Origin of the sequence: Azohydromonas sp., assembly GCF_035325925.1 — a bacterium.
In the GTDB taxonomy this organism is placed as follows: domain Bacteria; phylum Pseudomonadota; class Gammaproteobacteria; order Burkholderiales; family Burkholderiaceae_C; genus Calidifontimicrobium.
Genome location: NZ_DAOKZA010000030.1, coordinates 1 through 19,547 on the forward strand (window position 1 = coordinate 1; position 19,547 = coordinate 19,547).

Here is a 19,547-nt window from a genome sequence, read left to right on the forward strand (position 1 = left end):
ACCGACCCCGGACAGCGAGTGTTCATGCGGGTCGACGGGGTTGTTCAGGGCGGACTGTTTAGACGAGGTTCGACGCCGCCGGGGTTCACGCCGTGACCATGTGCCCGCCGCGCCTGTACTGACGGGCGCCCGAGACGGCGGCGCCGGCCGCGGGGCGCGGTCTGTTCGCGTCGCGTCCGGCCCAGCGGTGGGTGACACGGTCCGCCGGCGCGCGGGCGGCTCTGCCAGAATGTCGTCGACCGGCCCCGGCGTGTCGTGATCGTCTGCCGCGGGTCGAGAGGGAGAGCCGATGATGCCGAGGCAGACGACCTGTGGGCAGCCCCCGTGCAGGGCGGCTGGCGCCGCGACGTGCGTGAGCGGGCGATGCGATTGATCGTCGGCGTGCTGAGCCTGCTCGTCGCCGCGGCGGTGGTGATGCTGCTGGCCAAGCAGCAGTTGCAGGCCGTCGGCACCTTGCGCACGCCGGCGCCCGCCGCCGCCCCCGGTGCGACCGCGCCGGCCGCGCCGGCGCCACCGCCGACGGTGGCCGAAGGCGCCCGGCAACTGCAGCGCCAGGTCGCCGACGACGTATCGCGCGCGCTGCAGCAAGGCGCGAACCGTGCGTCCGGCACCGACTGACGCGATGCGCACCTTGTCCGCGCTGCGGCGACTCGCCGGCATGGTGGTCGAGTCGGGCGTCGGGCTCGGCAGCCTGCCGGCGGCAGACCGTGACGCCGCGCTGGCCGCGCTCGACGGCGGCCGCGGCCGGGTCGACGCGTGGCGCGCCGTCGGATGCCGGCGCCGCGCGCGGCGCCGCGCCGCGTGCCGGGCACGCGTCGTCGAGGCCGGGTAGTCGATGGCGCCGTCTTCGCCGTTGGAGGCCGACGAGATCGGCATGCGTCTGGCCATCGACCAGGCGCGCAACGCGCTGCTGGCCGGCGAGGTGCCGGTCGGTGCGGTGATCGTGCGCAGCACCGACGCCGGGATGCAGGTCGTCGCCACCGGCTACAACCGCCCGGTGACCACGCACGACCCGACCGCGCACGCCGAGATCGTCGCGCTGCGGCACGCCGCGACACTGCTCGAGAACTACCGGCTGCCCGGCTGCACGCTGTACGTCACGCTCGAACCCTGCGCGATGTGCGCGATGGCGCTGATGCACGCGCGCTTCGAGCGCGTCGTGTTCGGCGCCTGGGACCCGAAGACCGGCGCCGCCGGTTCGGTGGTCGACCTGTTCGCCGAGGATCGGCTGAACCACCACACCGCGGTGCGCGGCGGCGTGCTGGCGGGCGACTGCGGCCAGTTACTGCGCGACTTCTTCGCCGAACGCCGCGCGCGCCAGCGTGCGCTGCGTGCCGCCGCCGACACGCTGCCGACGGCGCGCGACGGCGCCGACGACGACGCGCCGATCCCCACCGGCGAAGTCATCGAGGGCGATCTGTTCCCGCCCGACGACCCCGTCGACCGGTGAGCCGCCTGACCCTGTTCTCGCCGTCGGGCGTGGTCGCGAGCGCGCCCGCGCTGCGCCGCGCCGCGCGCCGGCTGACGGCGCTGGGTTTCGACGTGCTGATCGACGACGCGGCGCTGGCGCGCCACATGCGCTTCGCCGGCGACGATGCGACGCGTCTCGCGGCGATCCACCGCGTCGCCGACGCGGCGCCGCGCGTCGCGCTGGCCACGCGCGGCGGCTACGGGCTGACGCGCCTGCTCGACGCGATCGACTGGGCACGCGTGGCCGCCAGCGTCGGGCGCGGTACGCGCTGGGTCGGCTACAGCGACCTGACGGCGCTGCACCTGGCGCTGTGGGCGCACGCGGGGGTGTCGGGCTGGAGCGGACCGCTGGCGCTCGACGACTTCGGCCGCAGCGACGCCGACGGCGGCACCGACGAGGTCACCGTGGGCTGCTTCGCCGAGGCGATGGCCAGCGAGCTCGAGGCCGTGGGCTTCCGCACCGCGGCCGGCCTCGACGGCCTCGACGCGAGCGGCCCGCTGTGGGGCGGCAACCTGACGGTGCTGGTGTCGCTGCTGGGCACGCGCCACTGGCCGGGGCGGCGCGTGCGTGACGGGCTGCTGTTCGTCGAGGACGTCGCCGAGCACCCGTACCGCGTCGAGCGCATGCTGCTGCAGCTGCACCAGGCCGGCGTGCTCGACGCGCAGCGCGCGCTGCTGGTCGGCGACCTCGGCGGCTGGAAGGCCTCGCCGCTGGACCGCGGCTACGGGCTGCGCGCGATGCTGGCGCACCTGCGCTCGGTCACGCGCACGCCGATCGTCACCGGGCTGCCGATCGGCCACGTGCCACGCACCAAGGTCTGCCTGCCGGTGGGCCGGCGCGCGCAGCTGGTGGTCGAGCGGCGCCAGGCCTGGCTGGCCTGGGGGCACGCGTGATGCGCTGGCTGGTCGCGCTGGCCGCCTGCGCCGGCCTGCTCGCCGGCTGCGACAACAGCCCGCACCCGCGCGGCACCGCGTCGTCGAACACGCTGCTCAACGCGTTCCAGGAACGCAGCCCGCGCACGCTCGACCCGACCACCTCGTACAGCAACAACGAGACGCCGTACACCTACCAGATCTACGAGCCGCTGTACGGCTACCACTACCTGAAGCGCCCGTACACGCTGGTGGCCAAGACCGCCGAGGCGGTGACCGAGCCGCAGTACCTCGACGCCGCGGGCCGCGCGCTGCCGCACGACGCCGACCCCGAGCACATCGCGTTCAGCGTCTACGACATCCGCATCAGGCGCGGCATCCGCTACGCGCCGCACCCGGCGTTCGCCAGGGACGAGTCCGGCCGCCACCGCTACCACGCGCTGAAGCCGGGCGACGTCGGCGCGCGGCGCTCGCCGCTCGAGTTCGAGCACCAGGGCACGCGCGAGCTGGTGGCCGACGACTACGTCTACGCGTTCAAGCGCCACGCGACGACGCGGGTCGAGGCGCCGATCTTCGGCATCTTCGCCGAGTACGTCGTCGGGCTGAAGGAGTACGCGGCGCGCATCAAGGCCGAGGACGCCAAGCTGCGCGCCGGGCTCGACCCGGCCGCGCTCGACAAGCCGTTCCTCGACTTCCGCCGCTGGCCGCTCGAAGGCGTCACGGCACCCGAGCCGCACCTGCTGCGCATCAAGATCCGCGGCAAGTACCCGCAGTGGAAGTACTGGCTGGCGATGACCTTCACCGCGCCGGTGCCGTGGGAGGCCGACGCCTTCTACGGCCAGCCGGGCATGGCCGCCAACGGGCTGAGCCTGGCGACCTGGCCGGTGGGCACCGGGCCGTTCATGATGACCGAGGTGGTCACCGACCGTCGGCACGTGATGCGCCGCAACCCGCACTACCGCGGCACGCCGTACCCCTGCGAAGGCGAGGCCGCCGACCGCGACGCCGGGCTGCTCGCCGACTGCGGCCAGGCCGTGCCCTTCGTCGACGCGATCGTCTCGACCAACGAGCGCGAGAAGGTGCCGCACAAGGCCAAGTTCGTGCAGGGCTACCTCGACGTGCCCGAGATCGAGCGGCCGGAGTGGGGCGTCGAGTTCATCAACGACATGCAGGACTCCGACGCCACCGCGGCGCTGTACGCCGAGCGCGGCTTCCGCCTGCCGAGGACCGTCGACATCAGCAACTGGTACCTCGGCTTCAACTGGCTCGACCCGGTGGTCGGCCGCGGCGACACGCCCGAGCAGCAGCGGCGCAACCGCAAGCTGCGCCAGGCGATCTCGATCGCGATCGACTGGGAGGAGGGCTACGGGCGCATCTTCCTGACCAAGGGTGGCGAAGCCGCGCACGGGCCGCTGCCCGCGGGGCTGTTTGGCTCGCGCCACGGCACGCCCGAGGGGCACAACCCGGTGACGCACAAGCTCGAGGGCGGCAAGGTGGTGCGCCGTTCGCTCGACGAGGCGCGCGCGCTGCTCGCCGAGGCCGGCTACCCGAACGGCCGCGACGCGCTCACCGGCAGGCCGCTGGTGCTGAACTACGACTACCAGCGCACGCCCACGCCCGAGATCAAGGCCGAGCTCGACTGGATGGTGCGCCAGTTCGCCAAGCTCGGCATCCAGCTCGAGATCCGCGCCACCGACTACAACCAGTTCCAGGAGAAGATGCTCGCCGGCAAGCAGCAGATCTTCTGGTGGGGCTGGCTCGCCGACTACCCCGACGCCGAGAACTTCCTGTTCCTGCTCTACGGCCCGAACGGCAAGGCCGAGCACGAGGGCGAGAACGCAGCGAACTACGCGAACCCCGAGTACGACCGGCTGTACAAGCGCATGCAGACGCTCGACGACGGGCCGCAGAAGCAGGCCGTGATCGACCGCATGGTCGACATCCTGCGCGAGGACGCCCCCTGGGCCTGGGGCTACTTCCCGTACGCCGCCAGCGCGTTCCAGCCCTGGGTGCACAACGGCAAGCCGAGCATCCTGATCCGCGACATGGCGATGTACTACCGCATCGACCCCGAGTTGCGCGCGCGCAAGTGGGCCGAGTGGAACCGGCCCGTCTACTGGCCGTTGTCGCTGCTGCTGGTCGGCGCGCTGTGGCTCGTCTGGCGGCTGCGCGCCAGCCACGTCGAGCGCGAGCGGGCGGTGGCGCGGCCGGCCGAGGCCGTCGGCAGGGGGGGCGCCTGAAGTGAACCTTCCCCGACGTGCTTCGCGCGCCCCTTCCCGAGGAGGGGGCACCGCCAGCGGACCGGCAAAGCCGGATCCGCGACGATCGCTGTATGGCGCGGGTTCGTGCGTCGCGGGTCGGGCGAAGCGCGGAGGAGCCACTGAAGTGAGATCGTCCCGTGCGCCGGTCGGTGCGCGGTCGCTGCCGGCGCGGGCTCTCTCGCAGGGCAAGCCGAAGCGGTGGGCCCACGTGGAGCAGCCGCCATGCTGACCACCCTCGTGCGCCGCGCGCTGTACGCGCTGCTCGTGCTCGCCGGGGTCAACCTGCTGACCTTCGTGCTGTTCTTCACCGTCAACACGCCCGACGACATGGCGCGGCTGAACATCGGCGGCAAGCGCGTGACGCAGGAGCAGATCGACAAGTGGAAGTCCGAGCGCGGCTACGACAAGCCGCTGTACTGGAACGCGTCGGCCGAGGGCGGCGCCAGGCTCACCGAGACGATCTTCTGGGAGCGCTCGGCGACGCTGTTCAAGCTCGACTTCGGCCGCTCGGATGCCAAGCAGTCGAGCGACATCGGCCACGAGATCCGCACGCGCATGGTCGTGAGCCTGCAGCTGGCGGTGCCGATCTTCGTGCTGCAGCTGATCGCCTCGACCGCGTTCGCGCTGCTGCTGGTGTACTTCCGCCACTCGCGCATCGACTTCTGGGGCGTCGTGCTGTGCGTGGTGATGCTGTCGATCAGCAGCCTGTTCTACATCATCGTCGGGCAGTACTTCTTTTCGCGCGTGCTCAGGCTGGTGCCGATCTCGGGTTACGCCGGCGGGCTCGACGCGGTGAAGTTCCTCGTGCTGCCGGTGCTGCTGAGCCTGCTGTCGCGGCTGGGCACCGAGGCGCGGCTGTACCGCGCGATGTTCCTCGAGGAGATCGGCCGCGACTACGTGCGCACCGCGCGCGCCAAGGGCCTGGCCGAGACGCTGGTGCTCGGCCGTCACGTGCTGCGCAACGCGCTGATCCCGATCATCACCAGTGCCGGCTCGTACCTGCCCTACGTGTTCCTCGGCAGCCTGGTGTTCGAGAGCTTCTTCGGCATCCCGGGGCTGGGCGCCTACGTGATCGACGCGATCGCCGGGCAGGACTTCGCGATCGTGCGCAGCATGGTCTTCCTCGGCTCGGTGCTGTACGTGCTGTCGTACCTGCTGATCGACGTCGCCTACACCTGGGTCGACCCGCGCGTGCGGCTGCAGTGAGGTGACGCCGATGCCGCAATTCGTGCTGCTGTGGACCGACGCCGTGCTGTGGGCGCTGGTCGCGGTCGCGGCGCTGTACTTCGGCCACGTCGCGCGCAGCGCCAACCTGCGCGCGACCTGGGGCAAGGTGCTGCGCGACGCGCCGGCGCTGGCGGCGCTGGTGGTGTTCTTGATGTTCGCGCTCGTCGCGCTGGCCGACAGCGTGCACTTCCGCCGCGCGCTGCCGCCGGCGCCGGGGGCGGCGGCCGACGCGCCGGTGTTCCACTCGACGCGCACCGAGAGCCTGCTCGACCTGGTGCTCGCGCGCCCGATCGCGATGCGCGAGACCACCTACTCGCGTCCGCTGGCCACGCACGGCTTCACCAAGGAGACCGTCGAGGTCGACGGGCGCACCGAGCGCGCGCACCCGCGCCTGGCGCACGGCGGGCGTCACCTGGCCGACCCCGTCGCGCAGCGGGCGGCCGACGTGTCGTGGCGCGCCGCCGCCGGCGCGCTGGGCGGCCTCGTGCTGGGTCTCTGCGTCGCCGCCGCGGTGGCGACGCTGCACGCGCGTCGGCGCGGCGTCGCGTGGGGCGCCGCGCTGCGCGACATCGCCGCCGGCCACACCGAGGTGCCGTGGCGTGCGGCGCTGGCGACGCTGGCGGTGGTGTTCGCGCTCGGCGGCGCGGTGGCGGCGCTGGCGGTGCACTACCACCCGTTCGGCACCGATCGCACCGGCAACAGCGTGCTCGTGCAGGCGCTCAAGAGCGTGCGCACGGCGTTCGTCATCGGCACGCTGGCCACCGTCGCGACGCTGCCGCTGGCCGTCGGGCTGGGCGTGGCCGCCGGCTACTTCCGCGGATGGGTCGACGAGGCGATCCAGTACCTGTACACCGTGCTGTCGTCGATCCCGAACGTGCTGCTGATCGCCGCGTGCGTGCTGATGGTGCAGGTGTTCATCGACCAGCACCCCGAGCTGTTCGAGACCGGCGCCGAACGCTCGGACCTGAAGCTGCTGCTGCTGTGCCTGATCCTGGGCCTGACCGGCTGGGCCACGCTGGCGCGGCTGGTGCGCGGCGAGACGATGAAGCTGCGCGAGCTCGAGTACGTGCAGGCGGCGCAGGCCTTCGGCGTCGGGCACGCGCGCATCATGCGCCGGCACATCGTGCCCAACGTCGTGCACCTGGTGCTGATCACGACGGTGCTCGACTTCTCGGCGCTGGTGCTGTACGAAGCGGTGCTGAGCTACGTCGGCGTCGGCGTCGACCCGAGCATGGCCAGCTTCGGCGGCATGATCAACCTCGCGCGCAGCGAGATGAGCCGCGACCCGCTGGTGTGGTGGAGCTTCGCCGCCGCGTTCGCGTTCATGGTCACGCTGGTGCTGGCCGCGAACCTGCTCGCCGACGGCGTGCGCGACGCCTTCGACCCGCGGGCGCGCGCGTTCCGCCCGCGGCTGCTGGCGCGCAAGGCCTGAACCATGCTGCACATCGACGACCTGCACGTCGCGCTCGACGCCGACACCGGCCTGGTCAAGGCGATCGACGGGCTGAGCCTGGCGATCGAGCGCGGCGAGACTTTCGCGCTGGTCGGCGAGTCGGGCTGCGGCAAAAGCATGACGGCGCTGGCGCTGCTGCGCCTGCTGCCCGACAACGGCCGCGTCACCGGCGGGCGCATCGGGCTCGACGGCGACGACACGCTGGCGCTGCCCGAGTCGGCGATGCGCCGCGTGCGCGGCGGGCGCATCGGCATGATCTTCCAGGAGCCGGGCACCAGCCTGAACCCGGTGATGAAGGTCGGCGACCAAGTCGTCGAGGCGATCGAGGCGCACACCCCGCTGCGCGGTGCGGCGGCGCGCGCGAAGGCGCTCGAGTGGCTCGAGCGCGTCGGCATCCCCGACGCCGCGCGGCGCATCGACGACTACCCGTTTCGCATGAGCGGCGGGCAGAAGCAGCGCGTGATGATCGCGATGACGCTGGCCGCCGAACCGCGGTTCCTCGTTGCCGACGAGCCGACCACCGCGCTCGACGTGACGATCCAGGCGCAGATCCTCGACCTGCTGCGCGACCTGCAGCGCGAGCGTGGCCTGGGGCTGCTGCTGATCACGCACGACCTCGCGGTGGTCGCCGGCATGGCGCAGCGCGTGGCGCTGATGTACGCCGGGCAGATCGTCGAGGTCGCCGAGGCGGGCGAGTTCTTCGCGCGTCCGCTGCACCCCTACGCGCAGGCGCTGCTGCGCGCGCTGCCCGACGCGCAGCAGCGCGGCCGGCCGCTGGCGGCCATCGCCGGCACCGTGCCGCCGCTGACGCAGGCCTTCGACGGCTGCCGATTCGCGCCGCGCTGCGCGATGGCGCTGCCGGCGTGCGCCACCACGACGCCCGCGCTGCGCCCGGTCGAGCGCGATCGCGACGTGCGCTGCCTGCGCTACGAGCCGGGGTGGCCGCGACCGGTGGAGATCGCGGCCGCAACGACGGCCGCCGCGCTGCCCGAGGCGACAGCCGTTGCGCCTGCGCCGCTGCTGCAAGTGCACGACCTGCGCGTGCGCTTCCCGATCCGCCGCGGGCTGCTGCAGCGCGTGCAAGGGCACTTCGAGGCGGTGCGCGGCGTCAGCTTCGACGTGCCGGCGGCGCGCACGCTGGCGCTGGTCGGCGAGTCGGGCTGCGGCAAGACGACCACCGGCAAGGCGCTGGTGCAACTGCTGCGTCGGCAGGCGCATGTCGACGGGCGCGCGCTGTTCGACGGCCGCGACCTGTTCGCGCTCGACGGCGAGTCGCTGCGCACCGTTCGCGGCGAGATCCAGATCATCTTCCAGGACCCGTTCGCCTCGCTGAACCCGCGCCTGCGGGTGCGTGAGATCCTCGACGAGGGGCTGCTCGCGCTGCGCCCCGGCATGGACGCCGCGGCGCGACGCGAGCGGGTCGAGGGGCTGTGCGATCGCGTGGGCCTGCGCCGCGACGCGCTCGAGCGCTGGCCGCACGAGTTCAGCGGCGGGCAGCGCCAGCGCATCGCGATCGCGCGTGCGTTGGCGGTGCAGCCCCGGCTGATCGTCTGCGACGAGCCCACGTCCGCGCTCGACGTCAGCGTGCAGGCGCAGATCCTGAACCTGCTGCGCGAGCTGCAGCGCGAGATGGGGCTCGCCTACCTGTTCATCACGCACAACATCGGCGTCGTCGAGTACATCGCCGACGCGGTGGCGGTGATGCGCGCCGGCGAGATCGTCGAGCAGGGCGACTGCGCCGCGGTGCTGCAGCACCCGGCGCACGCGTACACGCGCACGCTGCTGGCGGCGGTGCCGAGGCTCGATGCGTCCGTGGGGGCGCTGCGGGACTGAGGGGGAGAGGGCGGGCAGGCCCGCCGATGCGGCGCTGGGTGTTGCGATCAACCAACGCTGCCGACGGATCGCGGCACGAATCCCCGTACGCGAGGGTGGCGCACCGGTCCCGGTCGTTGACCGGTTTCCTCAGCGTTAACCCGCATGAATCGGGGCTCGGCGGGCCGTTTTCGCCCGGTGGGGCGGGGTCGGCCGTCGGGGCGCCGCGGCGTGCGGCGTGGCGCTAGAGGTTTCCCTGAGAGGTGCCGCGTTTCACAGTCCGTGACAATCGTCCGACACAGGGACAAGGTGCGGCCAACTCCGGTTCACGAAGCCGATGCATGGCGCGCCGGCCCTCTGGGTCTATCGGTCAACCTTCCTTGCAGGAGCTATCCACATGACATTCAAGAAGACCAAGGTCAGCGCGGCCGCGCTGGCCGCCATTGGAGGGGCCGTCGCGCTGACGTCGCTGCCCGCGATGGTGCAGGCGCAGGAGCGTGTCGAGATCACCGGCTCGCGCATCAAGCGCGTCGACGCCGAGGGTGCGCTGCCGGTCACGCAGATCAGCCGCGAGGAGATCGCCGCCAGCGGCGCGAACACGGTGGCCGAGTTCATGCGCATGGTGCCGTACGCGTCGACCGGAAACTTCCGCCCGCAGTCGGGGTCGTCGGCGCAGTCGTTCGCCGGCATCAACCTGCGTGGCCTGGGTGAGGAACGCACGCTCGTGCTGATCGATGGCCGCCGTGCCGCCAAGGGCCCGATGGTCGGTGACTCGGTCGACCTGAACATCATCCCGATGGCGATGATGGAGCGCGTCGAGATCCTGACCGACGGCGCGTCGGCGATCTACGGCTCGGATGCGATCGGCGGCGTGGTCAACTTCATCACCCGCAAGGACTTCCAGGGCATCGAGTTGATGGCCGGCGCCAGCCGCCCCCGCGTGGACGGTGGCAACCGCGACGAGGCGCACGCGATCATCGGCATCCAGGGCGACAAGGGCCGCATCCTCGGTGGCGCGTCGTACAGCACGCGCGAGATCATCTACTCGCGCGAGCGTCCCTGGAACGTGACGCGCGGTGCGTCGGTGTACGGCAACAACTACACCACCATCGACCCCGTGCTCGGCGATCGCTTCAACTTCACCGCCATTCCCGGCGGCTGCAACGACCCCAACTTCTACACGCTGGGCAACAGCTGCCGATTCGACTTCACACAGGTCGCTGCCGACGAAGCCGCGGCCAAGAACATGGCCGTGTTCATGCGCGGCGACTACCAGATCAGCGACAACTGGACTGGCTACATGGGCGCGTCGGTCAGCCGCGTCGAGAGCTTCGGACGCTACGCGCCGGTGCCGGGCTTCATCCCGATCGACATCGACAGCCCGAACAACCCGCTGCGCGGCCAGGAACCGGTCAACCTGTACCACCGCTTCGCAGCCGCCGGCCCGCGCGACAACAACACCGAGAACAACTACTACAACGTCAACCTCGGCGTTCAAGGCGTCATCGGCGGCGTCGACGTCGACTTCGGCATCCGCCGCAGCGACAGCCAGTACTACGAGCTGGGCCGCAATTACATCGTGCGGCCGCTGGCGCAGCAGTACTTCAACGACGGCACCTACAACGTGTTCAACCCGAGCGGGAACGACCCCGACGTGCTGAACGCGATCAAGGCGACCATCACCCGCGACGCGCGTTTCCTCGACGAGGAGCTGTACGCCAACGCGACGTTCGAGCTGTTCAAGATGGGCGGCGGCGCGGCGATGATCAACGTCGGCGGCGAGTACCGCAAGGAGACCTTCCACGACCTGTACGATTCGCTGTCGGAAGCCGGCGTCATCGAAGGCTCGGCCGGCAACTCCTCGGGCGGCGACCGCAACATCAAGGCGCTGTTCGGCGAAGTGCTGCTGCCGATCAGCAACACCCTCGAGGCCACGGTGGCGGCGCGCTACGAGCGTTACTCCGACTACGGCAGCGACTTCTCGCCGAAGGTCGGCCTGAAGTGGAAGCCGATGCCCAACCTCGCGCTGCGCGCCTCGTACGGCAAGGGCTTCCGCGCGCCCAGCCTGCCGATCCTGACGCAGAAGACCACGTTCTCGGCCGAGAGCATCGTCGACGCCACGTCGTGCGCGGTGCTCAACCCCGGCGAGGACGACTGCCAGGTCAACACCTACATCCAGGCGAACTCGGCGCTCGACTCGGAGAAGTCGAAGCAATTCGTCATCGGCGCGATCTGGGACGTGACCGACGCGTTCAGCATCAAGGCCGACTACTTCCGCATCAAGGTCACCGACCAGATCAAGGAGATCACCGCGCAGGACCTGGCCGACCGCGACAACGGCACCGACCCGCGCCCGATCCCGGCGGGGCTGGGCGTGACGCGCAACGCGGCGGGCGTGATCACCCGCATCGACGCCGGCTACGCCAACGAAGGCGAGATCGACACCGACGGCATCGACTTCAGCATCGCCGGCAACTTCGGCCTGGGCAATGCCGGGCGCCTGCGCAGCGAGCTGCGGCTGACGCGCTTCCTCAGCTGGGAGGAGGGCGGCTTCGACTTCAACGGGTCGATCGGCCAGCCGAAGCTGCGCGGCATGTGGGTCAACAACTGGGCAATGGGTCCGTTCGGCTTCTCGTGGAACGTCAATTACATCGGCCGCAACGAGTTCCAGCCGAACAGCAACGACGCGCGCTCGGTCGGCTCGTACGTGACGCACGACGTGCAGTTCACGTGGCAGACCCCGATCAAGGGCGGCTCGCTGGCGGTCGGCGTCGTCAACCTCGGCGACAAGCTGCCCACGCGGATCAACTTCGAGGGTCGCGAGTTCAACTTCTACCTGTACGACGCGTACGGCCGCACGCCGTACGTGCGCTACACGCAGCAGTTCTGATCGGACGGACCGCCGTCGCTGCGCGGCCGCCTGACACGGCGGCTGTGCTCACGAGGCCCCTTCGGGGGCCTTTTTCATGGGCACTGCCGGTTGTCGACGACGGTGCGCGACGCGGTGCCGCCGCGAGCGCCGGGACGGCGCGCGTTCAGACCGGGTCGATGCGCATCGACCAGCCCATGAGCCAGTCCGCCTCGCGCAACGGTTCGAACACCGCCTTCGCGCCGGGCCGGATGCATGCGGCCAGCGACCGCAGTGCGGCCTCGTCGAGGGCGCAGGCACGCAGTTCGGCCAGGCGCAAGCGCGAGTCGGCCAGGTGCGTGGCCAGCGCATGCCACTGCGCCGTCGCCGCGGCTTCGCCGCGGCGCGCGGCGAACTCGAACAGGCGCGCCAGCGCTTCGCGCGTCTCGTGCAGCACGTCGGGGCAGGTGGCTTCCTGCAGCCGCTGCGACAGCTCGCGCTGCAGTGCATTGAAGCGCTCGCGGTCGGCGAGTGCACCATGGTCGGCGGCCAGCGCACGCCGGCCGGCTTCGGTGGCCGCACGCGCCATCGGGCCGAGCAGGCGCGCGCCGGCGGCGAGCAGGCCGTCGGGCCGGCACAGCCAGTCGATGTGCGCGATCTCGTCGGCGGCCAACGTCGCCGGGCGCGACGCCGCGTGGTGCAGCACCATCGCGACGCGTCCGTCGGGCCGCAGCACGCGGCGCAGTTCGGCCGCGGCACGGCCGGTGTCGGCGTACTCGAAACCGTACTGGCTGACGACCAGGTCGAAGGTGGCGTCGTCGAAGGGCAGGTGTTCGGCGGCGACGCCCGGGTGCAGGTGCAGCCGCGCGCGCTGCGCCGCCGGCAGCGCGCGCAGCCAGGGTGGGTCGATCGCCGCCAGGTCGACCGCGTCGATGCGCAGGGCGTCGTGCGGCCGGCACTGCAGCAGCAGCTGCGGCAGCGCGCCGTTGCCGGTGGCGATGTCGAGCACCCGTGCGCTGGAGGGCAGCGCGTCGAACACGCCGCGCCAGAAGGTGGCCAGCGCACCGCCGTAGTTGCCGGCGTAGCTGGTGGCGCACGAGTGCAGCGCACCCTGCGCCCAGTAGCGCGACCAGACCGCGCCGCGCTCGATCGCCGTCTGGGCGCCGGTCGCCGGTGCGCCGACCTCAGTCACCGCGCCGCACCGCGGTCACTTCGGTGCCAGCCGGATCGCCCCGTCGAGGCGGATCACCTCGCCGTTGAGCATGTCGTTCTCGACGATGTGCTTGACCAGCTTCGCGTAGTCCTCGGGGGTGCCGAGCCGGCTGGGGAAGGGCACGCTGGCGGCCAGCGCGTCCTGCACCTCCTTGGGCATGCCGAACATCATCGGCGTGCCGAAGATGCCCGGGGCGATCGTCATGTTGCGAATGCCGTTGCGCGCCAGGTCGCGCGCGATCGGCAGCGTCATGCCGACCACGCCGCCCTTGCTCGCGCTGTAGGCGGCCTGGCCGATCTGGCCGTCGTAGGCGGCGACGCTGGCCGTGCTGATCAGCACGCCGCGCTCGCCGGTGGGTTCGGGCGCGTTCCTGCACATCGCCTCCGCGGCCAGGCGGATCATGTTGAACGTGCCGACGAGGTTGACCATGATGGTCTTGGTGTAGACGGCCAGCGGGTGTGCGCCGTCCTTGCCCACCGTCTTCACCGCCGGGGCGATGCCGGCGCAGTTGACCAGCCCCATCAGCTTGCCCATCGCCACGGCCTTGGCGACCGCGGCCTGGCCGTCGGCTTCCTGGCTGACGTCGCAGCGCACGTAGGCGCCGCCGATCTCGGCGGCCACTCTGGCGCCCTTGTCGTCCTGCAGGTCGGCGACGACGACCTTGCCGCCCTCGCGCGCGAGCATGCGCGCCGTGCCTTCGCCCAGCCCCGACGCGCCGCCGGTGACGATGAAGACCTTGCCTGCGATGTCCATGCGATGACTCCTGGTTGATGTGAAGGGTTGTCGTGACGTGGTGCGCATTGTCGCGCAGCAGCGCGGCGCGAAGGCGCGTCAGCGGCGCTCGGCGGACACGACCTCGATCACGCGCGCGGGCGCGGCGGGCGGGGCGGCGCGCCCGTGGTAGCGGTCGAGCAGGTCGCCCCAGCGCGCGCGTGCGCTCGCCACCGCCGCCAGCTTGACGTGGCCGTAGCCGCGGATGCGCTCGGGCAGCGCGGCGATCTCGACGGCCAGCGGCAGGCGCTCGCGCGACAGCGTCGGCAGCAGGCCGTCGACCATCGCCTCGTAGTCGCGCGCCAGCTGGCGTTCGAGCCGGCGCTCGACGGTGTGACCGAACGGATCGAGCCAACGCCCGCGCAGGCGCCGCGCGGCGGCCAGCAGCTTCATCGCGTGCAGCAGCCACGGCCCGAAGCGCCGCTTGCGCGGGCGGCCGTCGGGGCCCGGTCGCGCCAGCAGCGGCGGGGCCATGTGGAACTCGATGCGGCGCCAGTCGGCGAACTGCTCGCGCAGCGCGCGCTCGAAGGCGCCGTCGGAGTACAGGCGCGCGACCTCGTACTCGTCCTTGATCGCCAGCAGCTTCGCGTAGGCGCGCGCGACCGCGGTGGCCAGCGGCAGCGACGCGTCGGCGCCGAGCGCCGACTCGGCGGCGCGCACGCGGTCGACCAGCGCGCGGTAGCGGCGCGCGTAGGCGCGGTCCTGGTACTCGGCGAGGAAGGCCTCGCGCCGCGCGAGCAGCGCGTCGAGCGTGTCGGCCTCGCGCGGCGGTGCGTCGACGCCCTCGAGGCGGCGCAGCGCCGCCGGGTCGGCCACCGCCAGCCGACCCAGCGCGAAGGCGATGCGGTTGTCGGCCACCGCAACGCCGTTGAGCTCGATCGCACGCTGCAGCGCCGCCTCCGACAGCGGCACCAGCCCGCGCTGGAACGCCGCGCCGAGCATCACGATGTTGGCCGGCATCGTGCTGCCGAGCATGCGCTGCGCGATGTCCTGCGCGTCGGCGGCGTGCACGCGGTCGGCGCCGGCGGCGTGGCGCATCTTGGCCAGCAGCGCACCGGTGTGCAGGCTGGCGTCGGGGTCGCGCACGAACGCCGCGGTGGCCAGCTCGTGCGTGTTGACGACGAACACGGTGCGGCCGTGTTTCACCGTGCCCAGCGCGTCGGGCGACGCGCCGACGACCATGTCGCAGGCGAGCACCGCGTCGGCCTGCTGCGTGTCGATGCGCACCTGGTTGAGCTGGTCGGCGCTTGGTGCGATGCGCACGAACGACAGCACCGCGCCGCCCTTCTGCGCGAAGCCCATGAAGTCGAGCACCGACGCCTGCTTGCCCTCGAGGTGCGCGGCCATCGTGACCAGGGCACCGACGGTGACCACGCCGGTGCCGCCGACGCCGGCCACCAGCAGGTCGAACGGCCCGGTCCAGCGCCAGCGCGGCGGCGGCGGGATCGCCGCCAGTTCGCGCGCCAGCGCGTCGGCGTCGACGCCCCGGCCCACGCGTTTGGCCGGCACCGCGCCGGTCAGCGTGACGAAGCTCGGGCAGAAACCGTCGAGGCAGCGGTAGTCGGCGTTGCACGAGCTCTGCTCGATCTGGCGCTTGCGCCCCCAGTCGGTCTCGACCGGGATCACGCTCAGGCAGTTGCTGGCCACCCCGCAGTCGCCGCAGCCCTCGCAGACGCGCTCGTTGACGAACACGCGCTGCGGCGCCTCGGGCAGTTCGCCCTTCTTGCGTCTTCGGCGCTTCTCGGCGGCGCAGGCCTGGTCGTAGATCAGCAGCGTGACACCGGGCACACCACGCAGCTCGCGCTGCACCGCGTCGAGCTCGGCGCGCGCGTGGAACGTGGTGCCGGGCGGGAACTCGCGCTCGTGGCCGTGGTACTTCGCGACGTCGTCGGACACCACCGCGACACGCGCCGCGCCCTCGGCCTCGACCTGGCGCGCGATCTCGGGCACGCCGAGCTTGCCGTCGACCGGCTGGCCGCCGGTCATCGCCACCGCGTCGTTGTACAGCAGCTTGTAGGTGATGTTCGTGCCCGCGGCCACCGCCTGGCGGATCGCCAGCAGCCCGGAGTGGAAGTAGGTGCCGTCGCCGAGGTTCTGGAACACGTGCGGTTCGCTGGTGAAGCGCGACTGCGCGACCCAGTCGACGCCTTCGGCGCCCATCTGGATCAGCCCGCTGGTGCCGCGGTCCATCCAGCTGGCCATGAAGTGGCAGCCGATGCCGGCGAGCGCGCGCGAGCCATCGGGCACGCGTGTGCTGGTGTTGTGCGGGCAGCCGGAACAGAAGTACGGCTGGCGGCGCACGCCGTCGGCGGCGTTCGAGTGCAGCGCCGGCATCGTGAAGTCGACCACCAGCGCGCGGCGGTCGAGTGCCGGGTTCAGCCGCGCCAGCCACTCGGCGACCACCGGCATGATGCGCGACGGGCGCAGTTCGCCCAGCGCCGGGATCAGCGGCCGGCCTTCGGCGTCGCTCTTGCCGGCGATGCGCGGGCGCTGCGCGTTGGGCACCGCATAGAGCAGTTCCTTGATCTGGCGCTCGACCACCGGCGCCTTCTCCTCGATGACCAGGATCTCCTCGAGCCCCTGCACGAACTCGAGCATGCGCGTCGGTTCCAGCGGGAACACCAGCCCGACCTTGTAGACGCGCACGCCGGCGGCGGCGAGCGCGTTCGGGTCGAGGTCGAGCCGGCGCAGCACCTCCATGAAGTCGAAATGCGCCTTGCCGACGGTGACGATGCCCAGCGTCGCGCGCGGGCTGGCGACGACGTGCTTGTCGAGCGAATTCACGCGCGCAAAGGCGCGCACCGCTTCGAGCTTGGCCGCCAGCCGCTGCTCGATCTCGAGCGACGGCAGGTCGACGGCGCGCACATGCAGCGGCATCGGCGGCGCGAAGTCGACCGGTTGCGTGAAGTCCAGCGGCACCGCGTCGAGGTCGACCGTCATCGCCGACTCGACGACCTCGCTGATCGCCTTGAAGCCCACCCACGCCCCGGAGAAGCGCGACAGCGCCCAGCCGTACAGCCCGAACTCGAGGTACTCGGCGACGCTGGCCGGGTGCAGCACCGGCAGGCCCCACGCCTGCAGCGCGAGGTCGCTCTGGTGCGGCATCGACGAGCTGACGCAGCCGTGGTCGTCGCCGGCGACCACCAGCACGCCGCCCAGCGGCGACGCGCCGTAGGCATTGCCGTGGCGCAGCGCGTCGCCCGCGCGGTCGACGCCCGGGCCCTTGCCGTACCACAGCGCGAACACGCCGTCGGCGCGGCGGTTCGGGTCGAGCGCGACGCGCTGCGTGCCCAGGCACGCGGTGGCCGCGAGATCCTCGTTGATCGCCGGCAGGAACTGCACGCCGGCGGCGTCGAGCAGCGCCCGCGCCTTCCACAGCTGCTGGTCGACCATGCCCAGCGGCGAGCCGCGATAGCCGCTGACGAAGCCGGCGGTGCGCAGCCCGGCCGCGGCGTCGAGGCGGCGCTGCATCAGCAGCAGCCGCACCAGTGCCTGCGTGCCGGTGAGGAACACGGTACCGCGCTCGGCGGCCAGGTTGTCGGCGAGGCGGTAGTCGCGCAGCGGCGGCGCGGGGGCGGCGTTCGTGGTCATCGGTGCGGCGTCGGCGCCGATGGTAGGCGGGCGCGCCGCGCTGGCAAGCAGGAAAGCGAGGGGTCGACGCGGCCGGCGGGTCGCCAAGCCGCGTTCGATCGGCGATGATCGCCGCTTCGTGCCACCGCCGGGAGCGTCGCATGCCGAACGACCGCCACGACCTGATCGTCATCGGCGCCGGCTCCGGCGGCGTCGCCGCGGCCCGGCGCGCGGCGGCGCACGGCGCGAAGGTGCTGATCGCCGAGGCCGACCGCGTCGGCGGCACCTGCGTGATCCGCGGCTGCGTGCCGAAGAAGCTGATGATGTACGCGGCCGAGTTCGCGCGCACGCTGCACGAGGCCGACGGCTTCGGCTGGAGCGAGGTCGGCGGGCGCTTCGAGATGCACCGCTGGGCCGACGCGAAGGCCGCCGAGATCGCGCGCCTCGAGGGCGTGTACCGCAAGCTGCTCGCCGACAGCGGCGTCGCGCTGGTGGCCGGGCGCGCGATGCTCAACGGCGGCGGCGGCGTGCGCATCGGCGATCGCCTGTGCCACGCGCCGCGCGTGCTGGTGGCCACCGGCGGCGCGCCGGCGTTCGACGCCTTTGCCGGGCTCGACACCGCGATGACGTCGAACGAGGTGCTCGAACTGCGCCGCGTGCCGCCGACGTTGCTGGTGATCGGCGGCGGCTACGTGGCCTGCGAGTTCGCGAGCATCCTGGCCGGTCTGGGCGCGCGCGTGACGCTGGCGTTTCGCGACACGCTGCCGCTGCGCGGCTTCGACGCCGACCTGCGGCGGCGCCTGGCGCAGGCGCTCGAGCGCCGCGGCGTCGTGCTTGCCGGCGGCGTGGCGATGCGTGCGCTGCAGCGCGACGAGCACGGCTTCGAACTGCAGCGCACCGACGGCTCGGTGCTGCGCGCCGCGGCGGCGCTCAACGCCACCGGGCGGCGGCCGAACACCGCCGGCATGGGGCTCGAGTCGCTGGGCGTGCGCCTGGACGCGCGCGGCGCCGTCGAGGTCGACGCCGACAGCCGCAGCAGCGTGCCCGGCCTGTGGGCGATCGGCGACGTGACGCACCGCGTGAACCTGACGCCGGTGGCGATCGCCGAGGGTCGCGCCTTCGCCGACACCGAGTTCGGCCGCCGCCCGACGCGCGTCGACCACCGCACGGTGGCCAGCGCGGTGTTCACCGACCCGCCGCTGGCCACCGTCGGCCTGACCGAGGACGACGCGGTGGCGCGCGGCCCGGTCGACGTCTACGAGTCGGAGTTCCGCCCGATGAAGACCGCCTTCGCCGGCGGCGCCGAGCGCACCTACATGAAGCTCGTCGTCGACGGCCTCGACGAGCGCGTGCTCGGCGTGCACATGATCGGCGCCGACGCGCCGGAGATCGTGCAGAGCCTCGCGGTGGCGCTGACCTGCGGTGCGACCAAGCGCGACTTCGACCGCACGATCGCGGTGCACCCGACCGCCGCCGAGGAGTTCGTGCTGATGCGCGAGCCGGTGCGCCGCCACGGCCACGCGGCGCGCGAGTCGGCGGTGTGAGCTGCGCGGGGAGGCCGTGCCCGAAGGCACGGCGACCAATCCAGGCCGCTCCTCGTCAAGCGACCGCCGCGGATCCGGCTTCGCCGGTGCGCAGGCGGTGCCCCCTCGAGGGGGAGGCGCCGCAGGCGCTGCGGGGGTGGCCTGGTCAATGCCCGATCTCGCCCTCGGTGAACAGGTAGTCCTTCAGTTCCTTCGAAAAGGTCGGGTCCTTGCGGCGGATCCACTCGAGCACCATCGCGGCGTGCTCCTTCTCCTCGTCGCGGTTGTGCGCGAGGATGGCCTTGAGCGCCGGGTCCTTGCAGGCGTCGACGCGCTGGTTGTACCAGTCGACCGCCTCCAGTTCCTCCATCAGCGAGACGATCGCGCGGTGCATGTCGCGGGTCTCGTCGCTGAGCTCCGAGATCGGTTCGTGGTAACCCTCGCTGGCCATCGGCGTGCTCCTCGTTCAGGGTGGGGAAGGGGGCCTGCCGAGTATCGCCCGTTCGCGCGCCGGCGCTGCGGCGCG

At 72.2% G+C, this 19,547-nt stretch carries 14 protein-coding genes; 10 read left to right on the plus strand and 4 right to left on the minus strand.

Annotated elements, in window-relative coordinates; all coding sequences use genetic code 11:
• Window positions 1–363: 363 nt before the first annotated feature.
• From PKC53_RS12075 to PKC53_RS12115, 9 genes are all read left to right on the plus strand, one after another.
• Complete coding sequence (locus PKC53_RS12075; RefSeq protein ID WP_324428880.1) at window positions 364–618, plus strand: hypothetical protein; 255 nt, start codon at window positions 364–366, stop codon at window positions 616–618.
• A gap of 4 nt (window positions 619–622) precedes the next feature.
• Window positions 623–832, plus strand: a complete 210-nt coding sequence (locus tag PKC53_RS12080; RefSeq protein WP_324428882.1) for a hypothetical protein — start codon at window positions 623–625, stop codon at window positions 830–832.
• A gap of 3 nt (window positions 833–835) precedes the next feature.
• Entirely contained in the window at window positions 836–1,450 is a 615-nt protein-coding gene (tadA, locus tag PKC53_RS12085) for a tRNA adenosine(34) deaminase TadA (protein WP_324428884.1), read from the plus strand.
• Window positions 1,447–2,364: an LD-carboxypeptidase gene (locus PKC53_RS12090; protein WP_324428886.1), complete on the plus strand. Its 918-nt coding sequence runs from the start codon at window positions 1,447–1,449 to the stop codon at window positions 2,362–2,364. Before tadA ends, PKC53_RS12090 begins: the two co-directional genes overlap by 4 nt.
• On the plus strand, window positions 2,364–4,583 hold the full coding sequence (locus tag PKC53_RS12095; protein WP_324428953.1) for an ABC transporter substrate-binding protein: 2,220 nt from the start codon (window positions 2,364–2,366) through the stop codon (window positions 4,581–4,583). The genes PKC53_RS12090 and PKC53_RS12095 overlap by 1 nt, the downstream gene beginning before the upstream one ends.
• 243 nt (window positions 4,584–4,826) lie before the next feature.
• Window positions 4,827–5,810: an ABC transporter permease gene (locus PKC53_RS12100; RefSeq protein WP_324428888.1), complete on the plus strand. Its 984-nt coding sequence runs from the start codon at window positions 4,827–4,829 to the stop codon at window positions 5,808–5,810.
• A gap of 10 nt (window positions 5,811–5,820) precedes the next feature.
• Window positions 5,821–7,263 carry an ABC transporter permease gene (locus PKC53_RS12105; RefSeq protein WP_324428890.1) on the plus strand — a complete coding sequence of 481 codons (1,443 nt, stop codon included), beginning with the start codon at window positions 5,821–5,823 and terminating at the stop codon, window positions 7,261–7,263.
• A 3-nt stretch (window positions 7,264–7,266) separates the two neighbouring features.
• Window positions 7,267–9,117 carry a dipeptide ABC transporter ATP-binding protein gene (locus PKC53_RS12110; protein ID WP_324428892.1) on the plus strand — a complete coding sequence of 617 codons (1,851 nt, stop codon included), beginning with the start codon at window positions 7,267–7,269 and terminating at the stop codon, window positions 9,115–9,117.
• 376 nt (window positions 9,118–9,493) lie between these two features.
• Window positions 9,494–11,986 (plus strand): TonB-dependent receptor, encoded by a 2,493-nt coding sequence (locus PKC53_RS12115; protein WP_324428894.1) that lies wholly within the window; start codon window positions 9,494–9,496, stop codon window positions 11,984–11,986.
• 145 nt (window positions 11,987–12,131) lie between these two features.
• Here the strand turns inward: PKC53_RS12115 and PKC53_RS12120 are convergent, their stop codons facing one another.
• The 3 genes from PKC53_RS12120 to PKC53_RS12130 form a co-directional block, all read right to left on the minus strand.
• The gene (locus PKC53_RS12120) at window positions 12,132–13,136 is read right to left on the minus strand and encodes a class I SAM-dependent methyltransferase (RefSeq protein WP_324428896.1); all 1,005 of its coding nucleotides are present in this window, start codon (window positions 13,134–13,136) and stop codon (window positions 12,132–12,134) included.
• Window positions 13,137–13,151: 15 nt separating this feature from the next.
• Window positions 13,152–13,910 (minus strand): 3-hydroxyacyl-CoA dehydrogenase, encoded by a 759-nt coding sequence (locus PKC53_RS12125; RefSeq protein ID WP_324428897.1) that lies wholly within the window; start codon window positions 13,908–13,910, stop codon window positions 13,152–13,154.
• A 78-nt stretch (window positions 13,911–13,988) separates the two neighbouring features.
• Window positions 13,989–17,519 carry an indolepyruvate ferredoxin oxidoreductase family protein gene (locus tag PKC53_RS12130; RefSeq protein ID WP_324428899.1) on the minus strand — a complete coding sequence of 1,177 codons (3,531 nt, stop codon included), beginning with the start codon at window positions 17,517–17,519 and terminating at the stop codon, window positions 13,989–13,991.
• Window positions 17,520–17,659: 140 nt separating this feature from the next.
• On the opposite strand from PKC53_RS12130, the gene gorA reads away from it, so the two are divergent.
• On the plus strand, window positions 17,660–19,042 hold the full coding sequence (gene gorA / locus PKC53_RS12135) for a glutathione-disulfide reductase (protein WP_324428901.1): 1,383 nt from the start codon (window positions 17,660–17,662) through the stop codon (window positions 19,040–19,042).
• 145 nt (window positions 19,043–19,187) lie between these two features.
• On the opposite strand, the gene PKC53_RS12140 is transcribed toward gorA, so the two are convergent.
• Window positions 19,188–19,472, minus strand: a complete 285-nt coding sequence (locus tag PKC53_RS12140) for a ferritin-like domain-containing protein (RefSeq protein ID WP_324428903.1) — start codon at window positions 19,470–19,472, stop codon at window positions 19,188–19,190.
• Window positions 19,473–19,547: the final 75 nt, after the last annotated feature.